Source organism: Kitasatospora sp. NPDC053308, assembly GCF_055585785.1.
Map to the genome: position 1 here is coordinate 66,594 of NZ_JBVJJY010000010.1, position 20,263 is coordinate 86,856.

The 20,263-nt window shown below is 75.7% G+C and carries 16 protein-coding genes; 6 read left to right on the forward strand and 10 right to left on the reverse strand.

Annotation, left to right across the window (positions count from 1 at the left end):
- Window positions 1–118: 118 nt before the first annotated feature.
- Window positions 119–1,522: an amidase gene (locus tag ACZ6Y7_RS22675; RefSeq protein WP_465759732.1), complete on the reverse strand. Its 1,404-nt coding sequence runs from the start codon at window positions 1,520–1,522 to the stop codon at window positions 119–121.
- 315 nt (window positions 1,523–1,837) lie between these two features.
- On the opposite strand from ACZ6Y7_RS22675, the gene ACZ6Y7_RS22680 reads away from it, so the two are divergent.
- The gene (locus ACZ6Y7_RS22680) at window positions 1,838–3,181 is read left to right on the forward strand and encodes a cytochrome P450 (RefSeq protein ID WP_465759733.1); all 1,344 of its coding nucleotides are present in this window, start codon (window positions 1,838–1,840) and stop codon (window positions 3,179–3,181) included.
- A 149-nt stretch (window positions 3,182–3,330) separates the two neighbouring features.
- Window positions 3,331–4,068 carry a rhomboid-like protein gene (locus tag ACZ6Y7_RS22685; RefSeq protein ID WP_465759734.1) on the forward strand — a complete coding sequence of 246 codons (738 nt, stop codon included), beginning with the start codon at window positions 3,331–3,333 and terminating at the stop codon, window positions 4,066–4,068.
- A gap of 62 nt (window positions 4,069–4,130) precedes the next feature.
- Here ACZ6Y7_RS22685 and ACZ6Y7_RS22690 read toward each other — a convergent pair whose 3' ends face one another.
- Both ACZ6Y7_RS22690 and ACZ6Y7_RS22695 read right to left on the reverse strand, forming a co-directional pair.
- Complete coding sequence (locus ACZ6Y7_RS22690; protein WP_465759735.1) at window positions 4,131–4,712, reverse strand: DUF421 domain-containing protein; 582 nt, start codon at window positions 4,710–4,712, stop codon at window positions 4,131–4,133.
- A gap of 59 nt (window positions 4,713–4,771) precedes the next feature.
- The gene (locus ACZ6Y7_RS22695; protein ID WP_465759736.1) at window positions 4,772–5,608 is read right to left on the reverse strand and encodes a LysR family substrate-binding domain-containing protein; all 837 of its coding nucleotides are present in this window, start codon (window positions 5,606–5,608) and stop codon (window positions 4,772–4,774) included.
- A gap of 57 nt (window positions 5,609–5,665) precedes the next feature.
- Here ACZ6Y7_RS22695 and ACZ6Y7_RS22700 point away from each other — a divergent pair, with 57 nt between their 5' ends.
- From ACZ6Y7_RS22700 to ACZ6Y7_RS22710, 3 genes are all read left to right on the forward strand, one after another.
- Entirely contained in the window at window positions 5,666–6,094 is a 429-nt protein-coding gene (locus tag ACZ6Y7_RS22700; RefSeq protein WP_465759737.1) for a DUF5997 family protein, read from the forward strand.
- A 398-nt stretch (window positions 6,095–6,492) separates the two neighbouring features.
- Window positions 6,493–8,166 carry a DUF885 domain-containing protein gene (locus tag ACZ6Y7_RS22705; RefSeq protein WP_465759738.1) on the forward strand — a complete coding sequence of 558 codons (1,674 nt, stop codon included), beginning with the start codon at window positions 6,493–6,495 and terminating at the stop codon, window positions 8,164–8,166.
- A 203-nt stretch (window positions 8,167–8,369) separates the two neighbouring features.
- Window positions 8,370–9,104, forward strand: coding sequence for a hypothetical protein (locus ACZ6Y7_RS22710; protein WP_465759739.1), 735 nt, complete (start codon window positions 8,370–8,372; stop codon window positions 9,102–9,104).
- A gap of 151 nt (window positions 9,105–9,255) precedes the next feature.
- Here the strand turns inward: ACZ6Y7_RS22710 and ACZ6Y7_RS22715 are convergent, their stop codons facing one another.
- The gene (locus ACZ6Y7_RS22715) at window positions 9,256–10,614 is read right to left on the reverse strand and encodes a glycosyltransferase (protein WP_465759740.1); all 1,359 of its coding nucleotides are present in this window, start codon (window positions 10,612–10,614) and stop codon (window positions 9,256–9,258) included.
- Between the two features lie 440 nt (window positions 10,615–11,054).
- Between ACZ6Y7_RS22715 and ACZ6Y7_RS22720 the strand changes: the two genes are divergently transcribed.
- A complete protein-coding gene (locus tag ACZ6Y7_RS22720; protein WP_465759741.1) occupies window positions 11,055–11,582 on the forward strand; it encodes an STM3941 family protein in 528 nt (175 codons plus the stop codon).
- 80 nt (window positions 11,583–11,662) lie between these two features.
- Here the strand turns inward: ACZ6Y7_RS22720 and ACZ6Y7_RS22725 are convergent, their stop codons facing one another.
- The 6 genes from ACZ6Y7_RS22725 to ACZ6Y7_RS22750 all read right to left on the reverse strand — a co-directional run bounded on the left by ACZ6Y7_RS22725 (window position 11,663) and on the right by ACZ6Y7_RS22750 (window position 20,035).
- Window positions 11,663–12,658: an ADP-ribosylglycohydrolase family protein gene (locus tag ACZ6Y7_RS22725; RefSeq protein WP_465759742.1), complete on the reverse strand. Its 996-nt coding sequence runs from the start codon at window positions 12,656–12,658 to the stop codon at window positions 11,663–11,665.
- The gene (gene nadE, locus ACZ6Y7_RS22730; protein WP_465759743.1) at window positions 12,655–13,497 is read right to left on the reverse strand and encodes an ammonia-dependent NAD(+) synthetase; all 843 of its coding nucleotides are present in this window, start codon (window positions 13,495–13,497) and stop codon (window positions 12,655–12,657) included. Before nadE ends, ACZ6Y7_RS22725 begins: the two co-directional genes overlap by 4 nt.
- Before the next feature lie 170 nt (window positions 13,498–13,667).
- Complete coding sequence (gene ftsH / locus ACZ6Y7_RS22735; RefSeq protein WP_465759744.1) at window positions 13,668–15,806, reverse strand: ATP-dependent zinc metalloprotease FtsH; 2,139 nt, start codon at window positions 15,804–15,806, stop codon at window positions 13,668–13,670.
- A 210-nt stretch (window positions 15,807–16,016) separates the two neighbouring features.
- The gene (locus ACZ6Y7_RS22740; RefSeq protein WP_465759745.1) at window positions 16,017–16,652 is read right to left on the reverse strand and encodes a mycothiol-dependent nitroreductase Rv2466c family protein; all 636 of its coding nucleotides are present in this window, start codon (window positions 16,650–16,652) and stop codon (window positions 16,017–16,019) included.
- A gap of 99 nt (window positions 16,653–16,751) precedes the next feature.
- Window positions 16,752–18,329, reverse strand: coding sequence for an alpha/beta hydrolase (locus ACZ6Y7_RS22745; protein ID WP_465759746.1), 1,578 nt, complete (start codon window positions 18,327–18,329; stop codon window positions 16,752–16,754).
- 995 nt (window positions 18,330–19,324) lie between these two features.
- Window positions 19,325–20,035 carry a DUF6461 domain-containing protein gene (locus ACZ6Y7_RS22750; protein ID WP_465759747.1) on the reverse strand — a complete coding sequence of 237 codons (711 nt, stop codon included), beginning with the start codon at window positions 20,033–20,035 and terminating at the stop codon, window positions 19,325–19,327.
- Window positions 20,036–20,263: the final 228 nt, after the last annotated feature.

Below are 20,263 nucleotides of genomic sequence, written 5' to 3' on the forward strand. Positions count from 1 at the left end.
CGCCCGCCGGCGCCCTTCCGGCCCTGCCGCGCCCGCCGGCGCCCTTCCGGCCCCGCCCCGCCCGCCGGCCCCGGATCCGCCGCCCGGCCCGGATCCGCCGCCGGGCCCCGTCCCGCCGTCAGTCCTGGATCCGCCGCCAGGGCTGTTCCGCCTCCAGTGCGAAGGCCAGTTCCAGCAGCACCCTCTCCTGCCCGTGCGCCGCCGACAGGTGCACGCCGACCGGCAGGCCGCCGGGCGCCGAGCCCGCCGGCAGGGCGAGGCCGGGGCCGCCGGTCACGTTGTTGACCGGGGTGAAGGCGACGTAGCGCATCAGCCGGTCCATCAGCTCGTCGAAGTCCACGTTCGGGCTGAGGTGGCCGATCGGCGGGGCGGTGTGGGCGAGCACCGGGGAGAGGATCACGTCGTGCCGGCGGAAGATCCGCTCGTACACCCCCTCGGCCCGGCGCAGCCGCCGCAGTACGCCCGGGGTCTGCCGGAACTCCGCCCGGAACCGGCGGCGCAGCCCGGTGGTCAGGCCGTCCAGCCGGTCGGCCCGGAAGCTCGGGTCGATCAGCAGCCGGCCGGTGGCGGCGATCGCCCAGGCGATGTAGCCCCAGTAGGTGACGAAGTCGCGGGAGAACTCCTCGCCGAAGGGCAGGGAAGTCGGCTCGACGAGGTGGCCCATCGCCTCCAGGCGGGCGGCGGTCTCCTCGACCACCCGGCGGGTCGGGTCGTCGGTCTTGGCGATCGGCGAGTCCACCACCAGGCCGATCCGCAGCCGCTGGTCGCCCGGGCCCTCGACCAGGCCGAGCGGGGGCAGCTCGGGGTTGCGGCGGTGCCGTTCGGCGGCGGCGAAGAAGGCGGCGGTGTCGCGGACCGAGCGGGTCAGCACGCCGTCGGTGATCAGGTCGATCGGCAGTTTGGCGCCCTGCGCGTTGGCGACCAGCCGGCCCCGGGTGGGCTTGAGTCCGACCAGGCCGCAACAGGCCGCCGGGATGCGGATCGAGCCGCCGCCGTCGTTGGCGTGCGCGATCGGCACCACTCCGGAGGCCACCAGGGCCGCGGCGCCGCCCGAGGAGGCGCCGGCCGAGTGCGAGGGCTTCCACGGGTTGCGCACCGGCCGGGCCCCGGCGAACTCGGTGGAGGCGTTGAGGCCGAACTCGGGCAGCCGGGTCTTGCCGAGGACGGCGAGGCCGGTGGAGAGGAACTGGTCGGTGAACCGCGCGTTGCGGCGGGCCGGTCGGGCGCGGAAGGCCTCGCTGCCCATCGCGGTCGGCAGTCCGCGCAGGTCGACGTTGTCCTTGAGGTACGTCGGCACGCCCCACAGCGGCCCGCCGATGCCCTCCCGGCTGATCCGCGGCCGGTCGTACGAGGCGTGGGCGACCGGCAGCAGACCGCGGTCCACCCGCGCGGCGCGGGCGACGGCCGCGGCGACCAGCTCCCGGGGGTTGACCGCGCCGGCCCGTACCCGGGCGGCCAGCGCCACCGCGTCGTACGAGCCGAGGGCGTCGTCGGTGTACGCGTGGACCCGCTCGTCGGTCATCCGAACTCCCCACTCCCTGCCGGGATTCCACCCCGGCCATCGCGCCGGCCGGGCCGGGGCGGTCGTTCCGCCCGATGCTACCGACCGGTAGTCCCACAGGACCTCCGAGTGTAGGCACCCGTCGGCACCGCCGGACCACCCGTGCCGCCGCGAGGTTGACGACCCGTCCGATCATCGAGGGCGCACGGGCGTTCGGCATGCGCCCCCGCGTTCACTCCACCCGCCCGTCCACGATCGTTTCGCGGACGGCGGCTTGGAAAGACCCCCCGAGCACGAACCGTTCCGGTCCCACCCGCCCGACCCGAGGTGCCGCCCGTGCCGACCCGTTCCTTCCCGACCACCTCGTTCACCGCCGCCACCGCCCCCGGCGGCGTCCCGCTGCTCGGCCACGCCCCGGCCTTCCTGCGCCGCCCGCTCGCCTTCGTGGCCGGCCTGCCCGCGCACGGCGACCTCGTCCGGGTGCGGCTCGGCCCGCTCGACGCGTACGTCGTCTGCCACCCCGAACTGGTCCGCCGGCTGCTCACCGAGGACCGCGCGTACGACAAGGGCGGGATCCTCCTCGACAAAGCCCGCGAGGTCTTCGGCAACGGCCTCGCCACGTGCCCCGCCGCCGACCACCGGCGTCAACGCCGCCTGCTGCAGCCCGCGTTCCACCGCGACCGGATGCCCGGCTACGCCGCGATGATGGCCGAGGAGATCGCCGGCACCACCGCCCCCTGGCGCGACGGCGACACCATCGACGTGCCGGCCGCGATGTACCGCCTGACCACCGCCGTCACCGCCCGCTGCCTGTTCGCCGCGCACGAACGGGCCGGCTCGCTGCCGGTGCACGCGAGCATGGGCGTGATCGCCGGCGGGGTCGGACGGCGGGTCATGCTGCCGCTGCCCGGCGCCGACCGCCTCCCCACCCCGGGCAACCGCCGCTTCCGGCGCGCCCGGCAGGACCTGCGGGAGATCACCCAGCGGCTGATCGCCGACTACCGCGCGGCCGGCACCGACCGGCGGGACCTGCTCTCCGTGCTGCTCGGCGCCGCGGACGAGGACGGGCAGGGCCTGTCCGACACCGAGGTCCACGACCAGGTGGTCACCTTCCTGCTGGCCGGCATGGAGACCACCGCCGCCACCCTCTCCTGGGCCTGGACCCTGCTCGCGGCCAACCCCTCCGTCCGCGAGCGCCTGCACGCCGAACTCGACACCGTCCTCGACGGCCGTCCCGCCCGCCACCAGGACCTCCCCGCCCTCCCGCTGACCGCCCGGATCGTCAGCGAGACGCTGCGGCTCTACCCGCCGGTGTGGATCCTCAGCCGTACCGTCACCGCCGACACCCGGCTCGGCGGCCACCACCTCCCGGCCGGCGCCACCCTGCTCTACAGCCCGTACCTGCTGCACCGCCGGGCCGACGTCTTCACCTGCCCCGACCGCTTCGACCCCGACCGCTGGCTCACCACCGCCCGCCCCGCCCCCGGCACCTACGCCCCCTTCGGCCTCGGAGCCCGCCGCTGCATCGGCGACGCCTTCGGCACCACCGAGGCCGTCCTCGCCATCGCCACCATCGCCACCCGCTGGACCATCACCCCCACCCGGGGCCGCCCCGTCCGCCCCGCCCGCAGCGCCTCCCTCTCCCCGCGCCCCTTCACGGCGACGCTCTCCCGCCGCTAGGGCCGGGAACCGCACGCCGGGCACCGCACGCCGAGCACCACGCCCCCGCGTGCCGAGCACCGATCCGGCCGGGGACGGTACTGTCGCGGCGGGGGCCGGCGGGGTTGAGCCGGTCGGACTATCGGCTCGACTGGGACAGCATCAGGAACATGAACGCTCGATCACCGCGGGGGCTCCCGTCCCGGCTGCTCCGCGCGCTCCGGACGTACCCGCGCCGCTCACCGCTGACGCTCTGCTACGTCCTCCTGCTCGTCCTCGGGCACATCTGGGTCGAGAACACCTCCGCCGACCGCGCGGACGCCGTCCGCGCCTACATCAGCACCAACCTGGACAACCTGCACGACCATCCGGTCACCGCGCTGTTCGGCAGCGCGCTGCTCTTCGACGGCACGCTCACCGACATCGCCTCCACCGGCTTCGGCGGCACCCTGATCACCCTGGGCCTCGGCATCTGCTGCTGCCTCGCCTGGGCCGAGCGCCGCTACGGCAGGCTGCGCGCCACCGCCGTCCTCCTCGGCGGGCACATCGGCGCCACCCTGATCACCGCCGCCGTCATCCTGCTCGCCCTGCGGCACGGCTGGTACCCGGAGAGCGTGCGGCAGGACCTGGACTACGGCATCAGCTACGGCGCCCAGACCTCCCTCGCCTTCGCCACCCTCGCCGTGCCCCGGTGGGCCCGGCTGCCCTGGGCCGCCTTCGTGGTCGCCTGGCCGCTCTCCGGCGGCGTCGACTGGCCCGGCCCGCTGCCGGACTTCACCACCGTCGGCCACCTGCTGTCCGCGGGCCTCGGCTTCGGGCTGGCCGTCGCCACCGCGCGCCGTCGCCGGGCCGAGACCGGACCCGACGCCGGGGCCGAGGCGCCCGCCACGGCCGACGCCCGCCCCTGACCCATCGGGCACCGGCCCTCAGCGCGGCGGACGCAGGCCCTCAACGCGGCGGACGCAGGCCCTCAACGCGGCGGGCGCCGCCCGTCGGCGAGGTCCACCAGCAGCCGTTCGATCGTCTCCAGCCGCTGCCGCAGCTCCGCCACGTCGGCCCGGGTGGCGCTCTGCTCGTCCCGCTTGAGCGTGACCAGCAGCTGCCCGTCCGGCTCCAGCCGGGCCCGGGCGACCTCGGTCACCGAGTCGCCGTTCTGGACCCGGATCGCGTGCTCCAGCTCGGACGGCCGCAGGGTCAGGGCGTGCAGCGCGTCGGGCAGCAGTTCGCCGTCCCGGACGACGGTGGTGGGCGTGCCCTCCAGGATCCTGGCGGCCCTCGGGTCACGAGCCAGCCAGCGCGTGACGACGGCGTTCACCGCGACCAGGGTGACCGCCCCGATCGCCCCGCCGAGCAGGCTGTTGTCGGCGCCGATGACGGCGTTCTGCACCACGTTGGAGAGCAGGAACACCACCACCATGTCGAAGGTGTTCAGCTGCGCCAGCCCGCGCTTCCCGGCGATCCGGAACAGGACCAGGACCAGCGCGTAGACCGCCACCGTGCGCAGGATCTTCTCGACGATCGGCATCTGGACGACCACCAGGTCATGCCACATGGCCCCGCTCCTCCCACCGTGCCCACCGACTCTCGGCGGAACGGGGCCGACGCTACGCCCTACGAGCGGCGCTTGGGCTTGCCGCGCCGCGCCGCCGCCGCACCCCGGCCGCCCGCCGACGGCCTCGGCTTCTGCCCGCCCGCCTTCGGCGCTCCCGCCTTCGCGCCGCCGGCCTTCGCCCCGCCCACCTTCGCGCCGCCCGCCTTCTGCTGCGGCGGCGTGCGCCGGGCCGCCGCCGCCTTCTTCGGCTGCGCCTCGGCCGCCGCCTGCCCGGCCCCGCGCCCGCGCGAGCTGTTGACCGTCCGGCCCCGGACGATCCCGATGAACTCCTCCACCAGCTCGGTCGTCCGCTCCTGCGGCCAGGCCAGCGCCACCTGCGACTGCGGCGCCCCCTCCGCCACCGGCCGGTAGGTGAGGTCCCGGCGGTGGTGCAGCCGGGCCAGGGACTGCGGCACCAGGAGCACGCCGACGTTCGCCGCGACCAGCTCGATCGCGTCCGCCGTGGTGTCCGGGCGGGCGATCGCCGGGCGCCCGGGCAGGGTGTCGGCGGTGAGGCCGAGGGTGTCGTCGAGGGGGTGGAAGACCACCTCCTCGGCGAGGTCGTCGAGCGCGACCTCCTCGGCGGCGGCCAACCAGTGGTCCTTCGGGAAGACCACGACGGTGGCCTCGGTGTACAGCGGGATCGCGCTGAGCACGTCCTTGTCGACCGGCAGCCGGACCAGCCCGGCGTCCGCGCCGCCCTCGCGCAGGGTGCGCTCGCCGTCGCCGGAGGGGACGGCGAGGAGGTCGAGCGGGACGTCCGGGAGCCGCTCGCCCCAGACCCGCACCCATTTGCCGGGGGTCACGCCCGGGACGTACACGAGCCGGAAGGTGGGGTTCACCTGCATGTCTGTCACAGGGCAAGGCTACCGACCGTGACCGGAAGGGCCCGCGCACTCCCTTACCCTTGTCCCATGACATCGCTCAAGCAGAAGACCAGCCAGACCATGAAGCCGGCCACGGCGGCCAAGAAGCTGGGGATCTACCTCGCCGCGGCGCCGACCGACTTCCAGGAGGGCGTGGTCTCCCGCGAGGAGCTCAACGCGCTGCAGGCCGAGCCGCCGCAGTGGCTCCAGGACCTGCGCAAGAACGGCCCGCACCCGCGCCCGGTGGTCGCCGCCAAGCTCGGCGTCTCGATCTCCGGCCTGGCCCGCGGCGGCGTGACCGAGGCGCTCACCACCGAGCAGATCGAGGCGATCAAGGCCGAGAACCCGCTCTGGCTGCAGCACGAGCGCGCCAACCAGGTGGACGTCCGCAAGGAGGCCGTGCGGATCAAGGAGAAGCAGGAGAAGGAGGCCGCCGCCAAGGCCGCCAAGGAGGCGAACGCCACCCAGGCCCGCTGACCCCACCCGGCGGTCCCGTCCCGGGACTCCCTCGGCGGGGATCGTCAGAGGCCCTGCGCAACGACGGTGCCGGCGTCCGTTCCCACGGGCGTCGGCACCGTCGTGCGCGGGGTCGGACTTCCGGGAGCCGGCGGGACGGTACGGCTTCACCGACCGGGACGGCGGCCGCCCCGCGCCCGGCGCCGCCTGGTCGAGGTGACGGACGCGGGCAGACCGACCGCCCCGCGGGCCCACCGCCGACCGCCCCGGCCCGGGCGCCCCGCCTCCGGCGGCAGCGGTCGGAACTCCCCCCGCGTCCCGGCGTGTTGACCGCGCCGCCGATCACTCCGAATAATCGGCGGGATCGGGGCGCCCCGGGCATCCCGTGCCGCACCGACCGCACCGGACCAGGGGGATCCGTGATCGAGCAGCCGCACCACGCCGGACTCGCCGCACTCGCCGACGAGTACTTCGACGCCGAGAACACCCACCAGCCCTTCGACGCCACGCTCAGCGGCGTCGAGGGCTACGCCCACCTGCTGCCCGACCCCTCGCGGGCCGCGGACCGGCACCACCGCGAGGTGCTGGAGCGCCTCGGCTCCCGGCTGGCCGCGATCCCGCTGGACGGGCTGAACGGCGAGGACCGCACCACCCACCGGACCCTCGCCCGGCTGATCGACAACGGCATCGGCCGACTGACTCACGGGCTCGCCGACTTCAGCGTCTCGGCGACCATCGTCGCCCGGCACAACGAGGCCTTCACCTCGCTCACCATGGCCCCCGTCGACCACGAGGGCGCCGGCGCCTACCTGCAACGGCTCGCCGGCCTGCCCGGCTACTTCGACGCCGCCCTGCGCTCCGCCGTGGACACCGCCGCCGAGGGCCGCCACCCGCTGCGCAGCGGGGTCGACGCCGCCGTCGCCCAGCTGGACGCCCACCTCGCGACCGCCCCGGACGACGACGTCCTGCTGCGCCCGCTGCGCGGCCGACCGGAGTACGAGCGCGCCCGGTCGATCGTCCGCGACGCCGTCCGCCCGGCGGTGGCCCGTTACCGGGCCGGGCTGGCCGAGCGGTTGGCGCCGGACGCCCGGCCCGACGACCGGGCCGGCGTCTGCCACGTGCCGGGCGGCACCGAGGGCTACGCCGACGCCGTCGCCCGCTTCACCAGGCCCGGGCTCACCCCCGAGGAGGTCCACCGGATCGGCCTGGACGCGGTCGCGGCGCTGCGCGAGGAGTTCGCCGAGCTGGGCGGCAAGGTGCTCGGCACCACCGACCCGGCCGGAGTGCTGACCGCCCTGCGCGAGGACCGCTCGCTGCGCTTCGGCAGCGCGGCCGAGATCGTCGCCCTGGTGGACGGCGCCCTGGAGCGGGCCCGCCGCGCCTCGGCCGACTGGTTCCGGCCGTACCCGATCGCCGACTGCGTGACCAGGGAGATCGACCCGATCGAGGCGGAGACCGCGCCGCTCGCCTACTACCAGCCGCCGGGCCCGGGCGGCTGGCCCGGCACGCACTGGATCAACACCCTGCGCCCGGAGACCAGGTTCACCTACGAGTACGAGGCGATCGCCTTCCACGAGAGCGTGCCGGGCCACCACCTGCAGCTGGCCGTCGCGCAGACCCTGCACCACCTGCCGCTGTTCCGGCAGAAGCCGAGCGGCCAGCTGACCGCGCACGTCGAGGGCTGGGGCCTCTACACCGAGCGGCTCGCGGACGAGATGGGGCTGTACGGCTCCGACCTGTCCCGCTTCGGCATGCTCTCGCTGGACGCGCTGCGCGCGGTGCGCCTGGTGGTGGACACCGGCATGCACCACTACGGCTGGTCCCGGGAGCGGGCGATGGCCTTCATGCGGGACAACACCGCCACCACCGAGGCCAACGTCCGCAACGAGATCGACCGCTACCTGGCCTGGCCGGGTCAGGCCACCGCCTACCTGATCGGCCGTCGGGAGCTCGTACGGCACCGCGAGCGGGCACAGGCCGCGCTCGGGGCCCGGTTCGACGTCCGTGAGTTCCACCACCAGCTGATCGGGCACGGCAGCCTCCCGCTGGGGGTGCTGGACGAGCTGGTCTCGGACTGGATCGCGGGGCAGTAGCCCGCGCCGGCAGGGGCGTTGCGGGCGTGCCTCGGGCGCGCGGCGACCGGGCGCGGGGCCGGGTGTGTGCGGAAACGGTTCCGCGCGCCCGGCGAAGGCCTCCCGCGCCCGGACGCGCCGTCACCCGTCCGGCCCTGTCGACACGGTAGTGTCCGCTGGCGCGGCCGCCGACACCCGGGTGACCGCTGCTCACGCACACCCCGATGGAGGAACCCGTGCCGGCTCCCGCCCGCCGTGCCCTGGCCGTGGCCGCGGCCGTCCTGCTCGCCGCAGCCGCAGGCTGCTCGTCCGGCGGCGGCCACGCCGCCAAGGGCGGCGCCGGCCGCAGCTCCGCCCCGGCCGCGGCCGGCGGTGACGCCGCCCAGCCCGCGCCGGCCGCGATCGTCACCGGCCCCGGCCCGAAGAGCTCGTACGAGGTCCAGCCGCAGCCCGCGCCGGGCAGCTGCCACTACCGCTACACCGCGGACAAGCAGCCGCTGCCCGACCCCAACTGCACCCCGGGGGCGATCAGCCCGGCGGTCACCCAGGACAACCTCAAGGACACCATCTGCAAGCAGGGCGGCTACACCTCGACCATCCGCCCGCCGGCCGGCCTGACCGGCAAGGAGAAGGCCGAGAACGCCAAGTCCTACGGCTACACCGGCCCGATGGGCGACGCCGAGTACGACCACCTGATCAGCCTCCAGCTCGGCGGCGACCCCAACGACGCGCGCAACCTCTGGATCCAGCCGCCCTCCCCGGGCCACGTCCCGGGCAAGGGGCCGAACAACCCCAAGGACTCGATCGAGACCCACCTGCACACCGCGATCTGCAAGGGCCAGATCACCCTCGCCGCAGCCCAGCAGGCGATCGCCACCGACTGGACGACGGCCGAGGTCAAGCTCGGCATCAGGTCCGGCGGTACGCCGACCACCGAGCCCGACGCCGACGGGGACTGATCCGACGCGGGCTGACGGATCGTTCCGGCAGGCGGCGCGGCGCGGTGCGGCGGGGGGAACGGCTGGCGCGCCGCTCGCCGCCTGTCGCCTACCGCTCGCCGCTTGCCGCTTGCCGCTCGCCGCTCGCCGCTCGCCGCTCGCCGCGGGGACCTCAGCGCCGCCCGAGCGACTCCACCAGCTCGGCGATGGCGTCGAACGGCCGGTGCTCCGCCAGCTCCGCGGCCAGTGCGCGGGCCCGGGTGCGGAACCGGTCCTCGGCGAGCACCCGGTCGACGGCGGCGCCGACCTCGTCCGGCGCCGGACGGCCCGTCCGCAGGTCCAGCCCCACCCCCGACCACTGCACCCGGGCCGCCACCTCCGGCTTGTCCTCGCTCGCCCCGGCCACCACCAGCGGCACCCCGTACCGCAGCGCCGTCTGCACCCCGCCGTAGCCGCCGTTGCTGACCAGGACGGCGGTGTGCGGCAGCAGCCGCTCGAACGGGACGTAGCCGGCGGCGCGCACGTTCCCGGGCAGGGTGCCGCCGAGCAGCCCGGCCAGTGCCCCCGGCCCGTCCGGGCGGCCGGTGGCGGCCACCACCAGCACGTCCCGCTCCGCCAGGGCGGTGACGGTCGGGGCGATCAGCTCCCCCAGGTCGCCGTTGGCCAGCGTCCCCTGGGTCACCACCACGACCGGCCGCGCGCCGGCCACCTCGTCCCACCAGGCCGGCAGCGGCTGCTCGCTGCCGACCAGGCCCGGCAGTGCGCCGATCAGCCGGTAGCCGGCCGGCGCGTCACTGCGCGGGTACTCGAAGCCCGGCACGGTCAGCTGCAGGAAGTGGTCCGGCACCGTCACCATGGCCAGTCCGCGCGGCCCCTCCGGCAGCCGGACGCCCAGCTCCGCGTACACCTTCTCGGCGTACTGCCGCAGCGGCTCGCCGCGCCGGTCCGCCTCCTCCTGCAGCGCCCGGTTGCGGGCCCGGCCCTCCTCCCCCGGCAGCGGTGGCAGTCCGGACCCGAACGGTGCGGTGTCCACGCTCGGCAGCATCGACGGGGTGACCCCGATGCCGATCAGCGCCGGGCGCTCCGCGCGCGGCCGGCTCAGCGCCAGCGGCAGCGCGCCCTGCAGGAAGGCGTCGGCGAGCACCGCGTCCGCCGGGAAGTCCGCCAGCAGTGCGAGCAGCGCCCGGTACTGCAGCGGGATCGGGTCGACGAAGACGTGCCGCGCGTCGAAGGCGAGCCGCTCCGGACCGGGCGGCAGGCTCGACCGCCCCGGGAAGCTCGCGTCGAGGTCGCGGTCGTCGAAGTCCGCTCCGGCGGGCAGCGCGACGAAGCCCACGCCCGCCCGCTCCGCCGCCGCGGCGAAGCGCGAGCCGCCGAGGAACACCACCTCGTGCCCGCGGGCGGCGAGATCGGCGGAGACGGCCAGCAGCGGGCTGGTGTGGCCGTGGGCGGGCAGGGCGGTGGTGATGATCCTGGTCAGCGGAGGCTCCCTGGTCGGACGCGGTTCGTGGTCGGAGCTCACGGTAGGCACGGCTGGTTGACAATCGATGAACGCGGCCGCCGGGGAGCGCCGCCGGCCGCGCCGGAGCACGCGCCCGCCGATCGGCGCGTCAGCGGCCCGGGGCCACACCGCCGTTGACGCCGAGGACCCGCCCGGTGACGCGCCCGCAGGCCGGGGAGCCGGGTGCGCCGCCGCCTCGGCCACGTCGGCGGTCGCGCCCGGCCGGGCCGACCAGGCCGTCGGCCTGATCGCCGTGGTCCTGTCCGGGGCCCCGCCGGGCGCGGCCGTCGCCGGGCCGTGGTCCACCCCGCAAGGCCCACCGCCACTGCGCGGGGCTCGGCGCGCTCCGCGGGCGCCCGGCGCCGCCGAGGCTCCTGGCCGCCTGGTTCACGATCACCCCACCGACCGTCACCCTCCCCTGGCAGGACCCGCCGGGGCCGGGACCGACCACGGTCGGTACCTTGTCCGGCGTGACCGATCAGACCGCGGCCGTGCCGCCGACCGTGTACCGCTCCTCCCCGCTCCGGATGGTCCTCGTCCTGCTCGGCTCGCTGGCCTTCGTGGCGATGGGCGCGTCCCTCCTGACGGGGGACGAATCGCTGAAGAACCGGCTCGCCGGCGGACTCGGCGTGCTGTTCTTCGGACTCTGCGCCGTGGTGTGCGCCAACCGGCTCGTCCGGGGCCGACCCGAGCTGGTTCTGGACGCGGCCGGGCTGGACCACGTCCAGCTCGGTCGGATCCCCTGGCACGAGATCGCCGCGGTCCGGATCCGGGTGATCACCGTCAGGGGCGCCACCCAGCGCATGATCGAGCTGGTGCTCACCGACCCCGCCCGCTACCTGGCCCGGGCCCCGCGGGTCGTCCGGGCGACCGCCGCCGCGAACCGCGGCATGGGCTGCGGCCCGGCGAACATCGCCACGACCACCCTGCCCGTCGGCCCCGAGGCGGTCATCGCCGCCATGCGGCACCACCACCCGGCCCTGGTCGTCGCGGCCTGAGGCGCCGGTCGCCGGTGCCTCCCGTCAGGGCGTCAGGGCGTCACGGCGTCACGGCGTCAGGGCGTCAGGGCGTCACGGCGTCACGGCATCAGGTCCAGGGCGGTCAGCCGGTCGGCCAGGTCGAGGAGGTCGGGCGCCCGCCACACCCGGTCGCCGAAGCCCGGCAGCGTCAGGTGCAGCGGCCCGGTCCAGCGTGCGGGCACCGCCGCCGCGCCGTACCACGCCCCGGCCAGGCCACCGGTGACGGCGGCGACGGTGTCGGTGTCACCGCCGAGGTCGATCGCGGCCCGCAGCGCGGCCTCGAACCCGTCGGTGCCGCGCAGCGCCCAGACCGCCGAGCCCAGGCAGGGCCAGACCGCGCCGTTGGCCTCGGTGGCCCGGTCGGGGTGCCAGTCGGGGGCGAGGACGGTGGCGTAACGCTCGCGGTGGTCGGGGTCGACATGGGCCAGGGCCTCGGGGATGCCGTCGAGCGGGTCGGTGCCGTCCAGGGCGAGGCGGACCAGCTCGTGGAAGATCGCCGTGCCCTCCCAGGCCGCCCGGTCCCCGTGGGTGAGGGCGGCGATCCGGCGTCCGGCGTCCATGGTGGCCCGCCGTCCGGCGCGGGCGAAGGCCACGGCGGAGGTCGAGGCGCGCATCAGGGCGCCGTTGCCGGCGGCGCGCAGGGTGGTGTTGAAGTGGACGGGGGCGGCGAGGTCCCAGGGGAGGTCGCCGGTGAGGACGGCCTCGGTCTGGATGCCGATGTCCTTGGGGTCCGCGGCGGCCCAGCGGCGGAACCGGTCGAAGAGGTCCGGGAGGTCCAACCCTCCGCGCTCGATCAGGGCTTGGGCGACCAGGACGGCCATCTGGGTGTCGTCGGTGGCCTCGCCGCGCTCCCGGCCGCCGCCGGCGACCAGCTCGCCCGGGGTGCCGGCGGGGAACCGGGCGGAGAAGGCGCCGGGCGGTCCGAACTCGTACGGGGCACCGAGGGCGTCGCCCACCGCGGCACCCAGGACGGCCCCGGCGGCGCGATCGCGCCGGGCCGGGTCCGTGCTCGCGCCCGTTCCCGCGTACCCGCCCGCGCCCGGGGCCGGGGTCATCGGGCGGGACCGGGCACGGCCGGGAGGGCCCGCTTGTGCGCGGTGCGGCGGTAGTGGCCGAGGACGGTCGCGACGACCTGCTCGTCGACGGGCCGGCCCTCCAGGAAGTCGTCCAGCGCGTCGTAGCTGACGCCGAGGGCCTCCTCGTCCGGGCGGCCGGGGGCGAGGTCCTCCAGGTCGGCGGTCGGGGTCTTCTTGACCAGCTCGGCCGGTGCGCCCAAGGCCTCGGCGAGCGAACGGACCTGACGCTTCGTCAGTCCGGAGAGCGGCATCACGTCGGCCGCGCCGTCGCCGTACTTGGTGAAGAAGCCGACGGCCGCCTCCGCCGCGTGGTCGGTGCCGACGACCAGGCCGCCCTCGGCGCCCGCCGCCGCGTACTGGACCACCATCCGCTGGCGCGCCTTGACGTTGCCCCGGACGAAGTCCTCGTGGGCGTGGTCGGTGAACGTCAGCCCGGCGGCGAGCAGGGCGTCCAGGGCCGCGTCGGTCGCCGGCTTGACGTCCACGGTCAGCAGCCGGTCCGGCTCGATGAAGGCGATCGCCCGCTGGGCGTCGTCCTCGTCCGCCTGCACCCCGTACGGCAGCCGCATCGCGCAGAAGGCCGCCTGGTACCCCTCGGCGCGCAGCCGCTCGACGGCGAGTTGGCACAGCCGTCCGGTGGTGGTGGAGTCGACGCCACCGCTGATCCCGAGCACCAGGGTGCGGCCGCCCGCGGTCCGGAGCTGCTCCGCGAGGAACGCGACGCGGCGTTCGGCCTCCCGGAGCGGGTCGGCGACGGGGGCGACACCGAGGGCGTGGGCGATCTCCCGCTGGAGATCGGCTGTCAGGGGCTCGGGCATTCCGACTCCTCGGGGCAGGTGACGCGGCGGGTGCCCGTCGTCGACGTCAGCGGGGAGTGCGCCGCGGTGGTGGCGGTGGTGAACAGACGGCTGTTCCCCGGGCCGCCGAAGGTGAGGTCGGAGACGGGCTCGGGGACGAGGATACGGCCGACGATCGTACCGCCGTCTCCCTAGTCCCCGCGCGGCTTGGTCAGCGACACCGGGCCGTCCGGCACCTGCGGGTGCTCCGAGGTCCTCGGGTGCGTCAGGATGTCGAGGACCACGGCGCCGTCCACGGTCTCCTGGGCGACCAGCAGGCCCGCCAACTCGTCCAGGTGGTGCCGGTGTTCGGTCAGCAGGCCGACCGCCCGGCGCTCCGCCCGCCGCAGCAGCGCGGCGACCGCCTCGTCCACGGCGCGCTGCGTTTGCTCGGAGTACGGGCGGCGCAGCAGGTCCTCGGGGCTGTCGCCGAGGTAGTGCGGGCTGCCGCTGGAGTAGCCGACCGGGCCGAGTTCGGGCGAGAGGCCGAACTCGCGGACCATCCGGGTGGCGACCGTGGTGGCGTTGGCCAGGTCGTTGGCGGCGCCCGTCGAGCCTTCCCCGAAGACCACCAGCTCGGCCGCCCGGCCGCCGAGCTGGACGGTGAGCAGGTCGGTGAGGTAGCCCTCGCTGTACAGGTGCCGCTCGGCCTCGGGCAGTTGCTCGGTGGCGCCGAGGGCGACACCGGCCGGGAGGATGGTCACCTTGGCGACCGGGTCGGCGTGCTCGCACAGCGCGGCCATCAGCGCGTGCCCGGACTCGTGCACGGCGACGGCGTGCCGCTCGTCGGGCAGCAGCGCGTTGGAGGACTCCCGGCGGCCGAGCAGCACCCGGTCGCGAGCGGCGTCGAGGTCGGCGGCGGTCAGGGTGGCCCGGTCGGCGCGGACGGCGTAGATGGCGGCCTCGTTGACCAGGTTGGCGAGGTCGGCGCCGGAGAAGCCGGGGGTGCCGCGGGCGATCCGGTCCAGGTCGGCGTCCGGGGCGAGGGTCTTGCCCCGGGTGTGCACGGCCAGGATGGCGGCCCGCTCGGCCTGGTTGGGCAGCGGCACGGTGACCTGGCGGTCGAAGCGGCCGGGGCGCAGCAGCGCCGGGTCGAGGGCGTCGGGCCGGTTGGTGGCGGCGATGACGACGATGCCGGTGCTCTGGTCGAAGCCGTCCATCTCGGCGAGCAGCTGGTTCAGGGTCTGCTCGCGCTCGTCGTTGCCGCCGATCCGGGTGCCGCCCGCGCGGCGGCCGCCGACGGCGTCGATCTCGTCGATGAAGATGATCGACGGTGCGCGCTTGCGGGCCTCCTCGAAGAGGTCCCGGACCCGGGAGGCGCCGACGCCGACGAACATCTCCACGAAGCCGGAGCCGGTCACGGACAGGAACGGCACCTCGGCCTCGCCCGCGACGGCCCGGGCCAGCAGGGTCTTGCCGGTGCCCGGCGGCCCCACCATGATCACCCCGCGCGGCCCCTTGGCGCCGGCGGCGGCGTACCGCTCGGGGCTGCGCAGGAAGTCGACCACCTCGCTGACCTCCTGCTTCACCCCCTCGTACCCGGCGACGTCGGCGAACCCGGTGGCGGGCCGCTCGGCCTCGATGATCTTCGCCCGGGAGCGGCCGATGGCGCTCAGGCCGCCACCCAGCGAGCGGGCGGCCATCCGGCCCGACCAGAGGAACAGCCCGCCGAAGATCAGCAGCGGCAGGAACAGCAGCAGTGTGGACCAGAGCGAGCTGCCCCCGGAGCGGCTGCCGGTGACGGTCACGTGGTGGTCGCTGAGCGAACGGCTGAGCTGGGAGGTGTCCAGGGCGGTGGGGATCTGGGTGGTGAAGTGGGTGCCGTCCTTGAGCGTGCCGCTGACCCCGCCGGTGTCGCTGACGTCCACCGTCTGCACCTGGCCGGTGTCGACCCGGTTCACGAAGTCGGTGTAGCCGTAGCGGGTGCCGGGCTTGGCCGCGTGGGAGAAGAGCACCAGCAGGAGCAGCGTCACCAGGACGGCGACGGGCAGCAGCCAGCGGCGCCAGGACGGTGGCGGGGGCTGGGCCGGGCCGCCGGGACCACCCGGACCGCCGGGGCCCTGGCGCTGCTGCCGGCCGGGGGCCTGGGGCGGGCGCCGGCCCGGGCCGAGGTTCCAGCCGGGGCCGGGCTCCGGCCCCCGGCCCGGGTTCGGCCCCGGGTTCGGCCCCGGGTTCGGATGGGAGCCCTGGTTCGGCCCGGAGCCCGGCTTCGACCCGGTGTCGGGCTCCGGGCCCGGACCGGGTGGCGTCGCGCCGTGGCGGGCAGCGTGCAGCCGTGTCCGTACGATCATCCGCGCTCACCGCCTCTCGAGGCACCGGGCCTCCGTCTCCATGGTCGGACGCTCCGCGTCCGGACGGGAGCCCGAAGGCCGACGGGCCTGCCGGAGCCGGGGCTCGGGAGAGGCCGGGGCGGGGCTCGGGAGAGGCGGGGGCGGCGCGCGGGTGAGCGGGGCCGTGGCCCGGGGGAGCCGGCGGCGGCGCGGGTGAGCGGGGGCCGGAGCTCAGGAGAAGTCGAGCGAGCCCGTCCGGGTCCGCTTGAGTTCGAAGAACTTCGGGTACCCGGCCAGCAGCCGCACGCCCTCGAAGACCCGTACGGCGTCCTCGCCGCGCGGGATCGCGCTCAGCACCGGGCCGAAGAAGGCCACGCCGTCCACGTGGATGGTCGGCGTGCCGACCTCCTCGCCGACCGGGTCCATGCCCTCGTGGTGGCTCTTGCGCAGCGCGATGTCGTACGCGGTGCTGTTCGCCGCCTCCGCCAGTTCCTCGGGCAGACCGGCCGCGACCAGGGCCTCCCGGATGACGGCGTCGTCGGCCGGCCGGTCCTGGTCGTGGAAGCGGGTGCCGAGCTCGGTGTACAGGTCGCGCAGGACGTGCTGGCCGTACTTCTCGGCGGCCGCGATGCAGACCCGGACCGGGCCCCAGCCGGTGGTCATCAGGCGCTGGTAGCGCTCGGGCAGGTCGGTGCGGCCCTCGTTGAGGACGGACAGGCTCATCACCCGGAAGGTCAGGTCGAGTTCGCGGTGGCGCTCGACCTCCAGGATCCACCGGGAGGTGATCCAGGCGAACGGGCAGACGGGGTCGAAGTAGAAGTCGACCTTGGTGGGCTTCGTCGTGTGGTCGGTCTCGGTGTTCGTCACGACGACGAGCCTAGCGGCCAAGTGGCCCATTCCACAGGGCCAATTCGGACCACTTTCGCTGGTCCACTTGAGAGGGCCTGCGGGCTCGTCCGCCCGTTCTCAGCTGCAGGTCGTCCCGTCCGCCGGCACCGTCCCGTCCAGCAGGTAGGCGTCCACGGTCCGCTTCAAGCAGGGGTTTCCGGTGTTGTACCCGCCGTGCCCCTCGCCCTGCAGGGTGACGGTGACGCCGACGCCCGCGCCGAGCTGCTGCGCCATCGTACGGGCGCCCTCCACCGGGGTGGCCGGGTCCCCGGTGGTGCCGACCACCAGGATCGGGGCCGCGCCCGCCGCGGCGACCTCCGGGTGGTCGCCCTTGCCCGGGACGGGCCAACCGGTGCAGCCGGTGAGGCCCCAGGCGGTGAACGCGCCGAACACCGGTGAGGCCGCCTGGAACTGCGGCAGCTGCTGCTGGACGTCCTGGTCGGAGTAGCGCTGCCGCGCGTCCACGCAACTGATCGCCCGGTTCGCGGCGTTCAGGTTGCTGTAGTGCCCCTGCGCGTCGCGCCCGTTCAGCGCGTCGGCGAGCTGGAGCAGCGTGGTGCCGGTGCCCTGCTCCATCGCCTCGGTGAGCCCGGCCGCCAGCACCGGCCAGGTCTCCTGGCTGTACAGGGCGCCCGCGATGCCGGTGACGCCCAGCGTCTCGGTGAGCTGCCGCCCGTCCTTGGCCGGCAGCGGCGACTGCTCCAGCCGCTGCAGCAGCGCGGCGACCTTCGCGGTGCCCTCGCCGCCGCCGGCCCCGGTCGGACAGGAGGTGCCGGCTTGGGCGGCGCAGGCCTTCATGAAGTCCTCGAGGGCGAGTTGGAAGCCCTGGGCCTGACCGAGCGCGGACTGCTGCGGGTCCTTCGTCGGGTCCACCACCGAGTCCAGCACCAGCCGGCCGACCTGCTGCGGGAACAGGTGCGCGTAGACGCCGCCGAGCTGGGTGCCGTAGCTGATGCCGAAGTAGGAGAGCTTCGGGTCGCCCAGCACCTGCCGCATCAGGTCCATGTCCCGGGCCGCGCTCTCGGTGTCCACGTACGGCAGCACGGGAGCGGAGTTGTGCTCGCAGGCGGCGACGAACCGGGCGTTGCTGTCGTCCAGGGCCTTCACCCCGGCCGCGTCGTCCGGGGTTCCGTCGACGGCCGCACTGGCGTCCATGGCCCGGTCGTCCAAGCAGGTCACCCCGGCACTCGCGCCGACCCCACGCGGATCGAAGCTCACCAGGTCGTAGCGGGTGTTGAGGGAGGCGTAGCTCGGCGCGAGGGCGGGCAGGGTGGCCACCCCCGAGGCGCCGGGGCCGCCGAAGTTGAAGAGCAGCGAGCCGATCCGGTGCTGCTCGTCCTTGGCCCGGCTGCGGATCAGCGCGAGGTCGATCGTCGGCCCGTCCGGCTTGGCGTGGTCCAGCGGCGCCTTGAGGGTGGCGCACTGCCAGTCGGCGGCGGGCGCGGTGCCACCGCCCTGGGCGGCGCTGGGGGCGGTGCAGGCGTGCCAGTCGAGCTGCTGGGCGGCCAAGCCGGTGGCACTCGCGGAGCCCCCGGTGACCGGGGAGGTGGGCGCGGGCTCGGCGGCGGACGAACCGTCGCCCTGGCAGCCGCTGGTGGCGGTCAGCAGCAGTGCGGCCAGACCGAGCGCTCCGGCGCCGCGGACGACGGTGTGCATGGGGCGGGTCCACCTCTCGGGTCGGCCGGTCGCCCCGGCGCGCGGCGGGACGGCGTACGCCCGACGCGCGGCCCGGTCGACGCATCACCGACCCTAGGCGCCAGCCGGTCGGCCTGCCTGCCCGGAACCTCCGGACGGGGGCGCGCGCCGCCCAGCCTGCCACCGGCCACCCGGGTGAGGGGGCAGCCGGCCCGCCCGGTGGCGCTCTCACCGAACTCCTCACCGCCTGGTGCCCCGTGGCGTCCGGGCGGGGCGCCGGACGAACCGTCCTGACGCCCTCCGTAGGGCTCTGGGCTCCTGGGCTCGTGCGACCGGCCTCGCCCTCACGGCGTGGGGGTGTTCACGCGGGGCGCCGCGCTGGGCGGGGCGAGGCAGGCGCGGGGCCGTTCGGCCGACCGCTGGGACGGGTTGCCCGGGGGCGGCGAGCGCGCGGCGGGGAAGGCGGGTGCCCGGGCGGCCGAACGGCACGGCGATGGCCGGGGCGATGGCCAGGGCGATCGGTCAGGGCGATCGGCCAGGGCGATCGGCCGGGTGGGGGCGCGCCGCGGGTCGTGCCGCAGCCCCCGGCCGGGCCGGTGGGGCCGCGTCGCCGGTGTCCGGGGGCGACGTCGGGGACGGCCTGTTCGGAACGCCCGGTTCCCGCCGGGCGAGTCCGGTTGGGCGGGCAGGGAGCGAACCCTGCCGATCGGCAGGGTCCCACCGGGAGTCCCGGTCCGGGAACCTCCCGATCGGCACATGTGCGAGCAGCGGCAGAGCGCAAGGATGACGGTCGTCGGGCCCCGCCGGGGGCCCGGGAGGGGATCCCGACCATGACCGTTCCGTCTGAACCGTTCGCGCCGGCCGGCCTGTCTGCTTTTTCCGGCCTGTTCGCGCTGGCCAGCCTGTTCGCGTTGTCCGGCCTGTTCACGCTGGCCGCCGCTCTTGCCCTGCTGCTGTCCGCCGGTCCCGGCCTGGCTCCGTCCGTCATCGCCTCGCCGGTCGCCGGCGCCCGCGGTTCACCGGGGCGCCATCCCCGGGGTGCCGCGGACGGCGTAGGCCGGCAGGCGCAGGCCGTCGAGGGCGGCTCGGGGCAGGCTCAGGCCGAAGCGCCGTTCGACGGCGCCGAGGGTGCGGCGGTGGGCGGCCGCGCTTCCGTCACCCTCGGGTGGCCGGGGGGTGACGCCGTCCGGCTCCAGGACGCCGGCGGTGATCAGGTCCGGGACGAGGAGGTCCGGTTCCTGGCCCCAGCGCCAGCGCTCCTCGCCGAGGCCGAAGCCGCACAGCACGGCACCGTCGTGGGCGTAGTCGATCAGGGCCGGCGGCTGCTCGGGCATCGGGCGGAAGTGGACGACCTCGACGCCGTCGCGCGCTATCTCGGTCAGCAACTCACCACCCGTGGAGTCGCCGTACTCGATCGCGAACGACCAGCCGCCGCACTCGCCGACGCGGATCACGCCGTCGCCGTCGTCGCTGGGGCGGTAGACCTCGATGTCCAGGTCCCGGAGCTCGGTGGCGCTGATCGGCTCCGTCCCGGCGGTCGGGTCGGCGCCCATCCGGCGGGCGAGTTCCTCGGGCGGGATCCCCCGGGCGAACACCACTCCGCCGACCTCGCCGTCCGTGTCGGGCCCGCCCGTTCCCGACAGCCCGGTGCCGGGTCGGCCGACCTCCGCGAGCCACTGGATGCCGTCGCCGGTCCGCACGGTCTCCTCGTGCACACCGTTGGTCATGCCGCCCTCCCCTCGCGCCGGCCCGCGGTGGCCGGGCGCGCCGGTGGGCACCCTAACCGACGCCACCGACGCCCGGAGCCCGACGCCCGGAGCCCGACTGCCCGGTCCCCGAAGCCGCTGCCGGAGCACGGCCCGTCCGGGCCGGCACGCATCGCCGTCCGATCGAAGGGAGGAGGATCCGGGAGTCCCCCTCACCCCACGTGCTCAGCTACGCACCTCGGTTCGGGA